This is a genomic window from Alkalibacterium psychrotolerans, from assembly GCF_054784355.1.
Window position 1 is genome coordinate 1 of the sequence record NZ_BAAGPH010000106.1, and the last position, 4,182, is coordinate 4,182.

Consider the following 4,182-nt stretch of genomic DNA (forward strand, 5'->3'; position numbering starts at 1 on the left):
CGAGTGGAGAATATTCTTTTCCATATCTATATTTTACCCCATCTATATTTTACCCCATCTATTCTTAAAGATAAAACGTTAACCAACTGTGTCATACCAGCCTTTATTTTATAATCCCTTATACTATCAAAAAAGAACCCCTTCGAAAGGAGTTCTTTTCTAACATCATTATTTTGTTCGATAGGACCTGTCATAAACTGAGCCTAGGTTATTTAAATGTCGTAATTTCTTCTGCCTGAAGACGGACCGTTTCTTCTCCCGGTTCCAGCCCCTTACCAATAGCCAAAATTAATACAGGCACGTAGCGCTCTTTATCCAGCCCCACGCTCTCAGCCAATTGGCCATAATCGAAGCCGCCAATAGGATTCGTATCATAGCCGTGACTTCTGGCAACCAGCATGAACTGCATCGCCGCTAGATTAGAATCCAGTCGCACAACCTTTTTCATTTTTTCTTTTGGAAAGCTTTTATACTCAGGAATAATTTCCCCCAGCTGCTCTTCCTTTTCTTCTTCCGACATCTTTCCTTCTTCTACTGCTTTAGCATATATCTGTTCTCCGTATTCATAACACTTTAAATCGCCAAAAATCAGAACCATCGCAGCTGACGTATCGCTTTGTTTTTTATTCCAGCGCATTAAAGGTCTTAGTTTAGCTTTCCCTTCTTCACTATCCACCACTACAAAGCGCCAAGGCTGCAGGTTGACTGAAGACGGGGCACGCGTCGCTTTTTGTATCATTTCCAGCATTTCTTCATGAGGTATTTTTACGCTTGGATCAAATTCCCTGACCGAGCGTCGGTTGAGTAGGATATCGTCAAAATCATTTGTTCTTGCCATGAGATGCCCTCTTTTCGTTTGAATGAGTATGTAAACAACTAGCCCTCCACTTAAAATCGATGTTAACTTGCATAATTACGCTGATTCTAAGTAGAGGGCCAATACTGCCTATTAATTTAAGTTATCTAAATGGAATTCTAAATGTTCTTCAATAAAGGTCGCAATCGTATAGTAGCTGTGATCGTGCCCTTTTTGCATACGCAGGGTCACCGGATAGGCGGCTTCCTCTGCAGCTTTTACAAAGCGTTCAGGTTCCAGCTCTTTTTTATAGAAGCCATCCGCATCCCCTTGGTCAATCAGAATCGGACGCTGTTTGCCTGTGTATTCTTTGAGCAGTTCCAGAGCATCCCACTCCTTCCATGTTGTCTTGTCTTTACCCAAGTAGTTCGTGAAGGCTTTAATGCCCCACGGAACCTGACTGGGATTCACGATTGGCGCAAAGGCTGTAATCGACTGGAAACGCTCTGGATTTTTAAGCCCCAGTACCAGTGCACCGTGGCCACCCATCGAATGACCCGACAAGAATTCAGGTCCTTCCAGATTAAAGTTTTCTCTCACTATAGCAGTCAGTTCCTCTAGAACGTAGTCCGCCATCTGGTAGTTGACTGACCAGGGTCCTTCAGTGGCATTCAGATAAAAGCCGGCACCCTGACCCAAATCATAGTCATCTGAGTCTGCTATTGCTTCACCTCTGGGGCTCGTGTCCGGAACGACCATGGCGACACCCAGCCGTGATGCCGCTCTTTGTGCACCAGCTTTGTGAGTAAAGTTATCGTCATTACATGTCAGACCAGACAGCCACCACAAAACGGGTGGGTTGGGAAAGGCCTCTTTGTTCGGCAGAAACAGGCTAAAGGTCATGCTGCTGTTTAATAGATTAGAATGGTGGCGGTACTTATACTGCATGCCACCAAACACCTTATGTTCTTCCAGTTTTTCCAGTTCAGTCACACAAGTTCCTCCTTCAGTTAGTCTGAGTAGTTATTAATAAGTTAAAACGGTTCGAATCGACTCGCCTTTATGCAGCAGTTCAAAGGCGTCATTGATTTCTTCAAATGACAGGTTATGGGTAATAAAGGAATCCAGGTCGATTTCTCCATCCATATAGTTCAAGACCATACCCGGCAGTTCCGTTTTCCCTTTCACTCCACCAAAAGCTGACCCGCGCCAGACGCGACCGGTTACCAGCTGGAACGGACGGGTACTGATTTCCTTACCTGCACCGGCTACACCAAGGATAATACTTTCGCCCCAACCTTTATGGCAGCACTCCAAAGCGGAACGCATAACATCAACGTTTCCGATACACTCAAAGCTATAGTCCACTCCGCCGTCTGTCATGTCAACGATGACTTCCTGAATCGGACGGTCATGGTCATTAGGATTGACGAATTCGGTCGCCCCCATTTTTTCAGCTAGTGGCCATTTATCAGGGATGATATCGATAGCGATGATACGCTTCGCTTTCGCCTTGACCAGGCCTTGAATGGCAGCCAGACCAATGGCCCCAAGTCCAAATACAGCAGCGACTGCGTCTTCTTCAACCTTTGCCGTGTTCTTGACGGCACCCATACCGGTCGTCACGCCGCATCCAAGCAGGCAGACCTTTTCCAGAGGTGCACTCTCATCAACTTTGACAAGATTAACGTTATTGACCACGGTATATTCACTGAAGGTGCTGGTTCCCATATAGTGATAGATGGGTTCACCATTATAGGAAAAACGAGTGGTCCCGTCTTTCATCAACCCTTTTCCTTGGGTCTCACGGACTGAACTGCATAAATTGGTTTTACCCGACAGACAGAACTTGCACTCGCCACATTCTGCAGTGTATAAAGGAATCACGTGGTCCCCCGGCTTGAAGTCTGTGACGCCTTCTCCCACAGACTCAACGATTCCGCCACCTTCATGTCCTAATACTGCTGGGAAAACCCCTTCCGGATCTTCACCGGACAGAGTAAAGGCATCGGTATGGCAAACAGAGGTGTTGATAATTTTAACGCGCACCTCGTTCGCTTTCGGTTCTGCGACATCAATTTCAACGATTTCTAACGGCTGATTAGGCCCAAATGCTACGGCTGCTTTACTTTTCATTACTATTCCTACTTTCTTGTATGCTGTTTATCGTCACTATTTCCAGTATACAAGAAAAGGTTTTAGAATGCTCTTGGGATGCTTGCAGACTGTGACTTACAAAAAAAGTAGTATACTGAAGACTTTCAGAGTTTTTATCCTGTGTATTTAGTTAGTAAAAGAGTACTTTTTTTAAATAATTCCTTTACTTAATTCTTCTTTCTACATTCAAGACTTAATAAACACATATTCACTCTCAGTTGAATGATCATCACTAAACGAAAACTCTAAGTGATTGAAGTCTTTAATCTTCTCCGGTGTCTGAATCTGGTTTTCAGCCATAAAGCGAACCATTTCTCCTCTTGCCATCTTGACCATCGTTCCCTTTTCTTTCACTTTACCGTCTATCAGTTCGCCGAATTTGCAGCGGATGATTTGTGCCTGGTCATTGTATTTAGTGATGGTTTTGCTGTATTCTTCTGAAGCCAAGTTGATGATTGTATCTGTCTCGTCCAGAAGCTGCTTAGCCAGCTGGTCATCCCAGAAGGCGTACACTGATGGATAGCTGTCATGCTTCAGTTTAGCCTGCATCTCCAGACGGTAAGGAGTCACACCATCAAAAGGCTTGAGGACACCATAAAAGCCCGAGAGAATTCTTAAATGCTTCTCTAAATAATTGTACTGCTCTGTCTCCAAGACATTAGGCGCCATGTACTGGTACTGAATGCCTTCATAAGCAAGAATTGCCGGAGTCAGATTTTTCCGAACATCCATCTCCTGAATGCGTTCATAGTTTAACGTGGCAATCTTGTCGCTGGCTTTCCATATTTTTTTCAGTTCATCGTATGTTAAGGATTTTAAGTGGTTTAATAATTCCTCTGTTTTATTTATAAATTTGGGCAACTGGTTGTGGGTAAAACTGTCATTGTCTACCGTCATCTTCTTGGCCGGTGAAATAATAATTCGCATAAAAAACGCCCTTCTCTTAGTTAGTCTAGATAAGTATAGCAAGCAGAAGCGTTTCTTTCAAAGTGGAATTGTTATCATCGAGCTAAATGAAGGTAGACGACGTTCGTTTGTCTTTCATCTGCTACGTGCTCGCTCCACTAGCACCATGACAGAAAGCTGATGTTCAGTTCCTTTCATCGAGTAGGAGACTAGTCATTAATTGACTAGTCGACCTCTCACACCACCGTACGTACGGTTCTCGTATACGGCGGTTCAATAACTTGAATATCTCTAACGTTCATACAGTAGTATTAAATCTTTTA

General features: G+C 43.9%; 4 protein-coding genes. All 4 read right to left on the bottom strand.

What is annotated here, in order from left to right; translation table 11 throughout:
- Positions 1–208: 208 nt before the first annotated feature.
- The 4 genes from ACYVLS_RS09305 to yaaA all read right to left on the bottom strand — a co-directional run bounded on the left by ACYVLS_RS09305 (position 209) and on the right by yaaA (position 3,880).
- Positions 209–838: a nitroreductase family protein gene (locus ACYVLS_RS09305; RefSeq protein WP_460323848.1), complete on the bottom strand. Its 630-nt coding sequence runs from the start codon at positions 836–838 to the stop codon at positions 209–211.
- Between the two features lie 111 nt (positions 839–949).
- On the bottom strand, positions 950–1,780 hold the full coding sequence (gene fghA, locus ACYVLS_RS09310; protein WP_460323854.1) for an S-formylglutathione hydrolase: 831 nt from the start codon (positions 1,778–1,780) through the stop codon (positions 950–952).
- A 42-nt stretch (positions 1,781–1,822) separates the two neighbouring features.
- Positions 1,823–2,932: an S-(hydroxymethyl)glutathione dehydrogenase/class III alcohol dehydrogenase gene (locus ACYVLS_RS09315; RefSeq protein WP_460323850.1), complete on the bottom strand. Its 1,110-nt coding sequence runs from the start codon at positions 2,930–2,932 to the stop codon at positions 1,823–1,825.
- A 207-nt stretch (positions 2,933–3,139) separates the two neighbouring features.
- On the bottom strand, positions 3,140–3,880 hold the full coding sequence (gene yaaA, locus ACYVLS_RS09320) for a peroxide stress protein YaaA (RefSeq protein ID WP_460323852.1): 741 nt from the start codon (positions 3,878–3,880) through the stop codon (positions 3,140–3,142).
- Positions 3,881–4,182 lie beyond the last annotated feature (302 nt).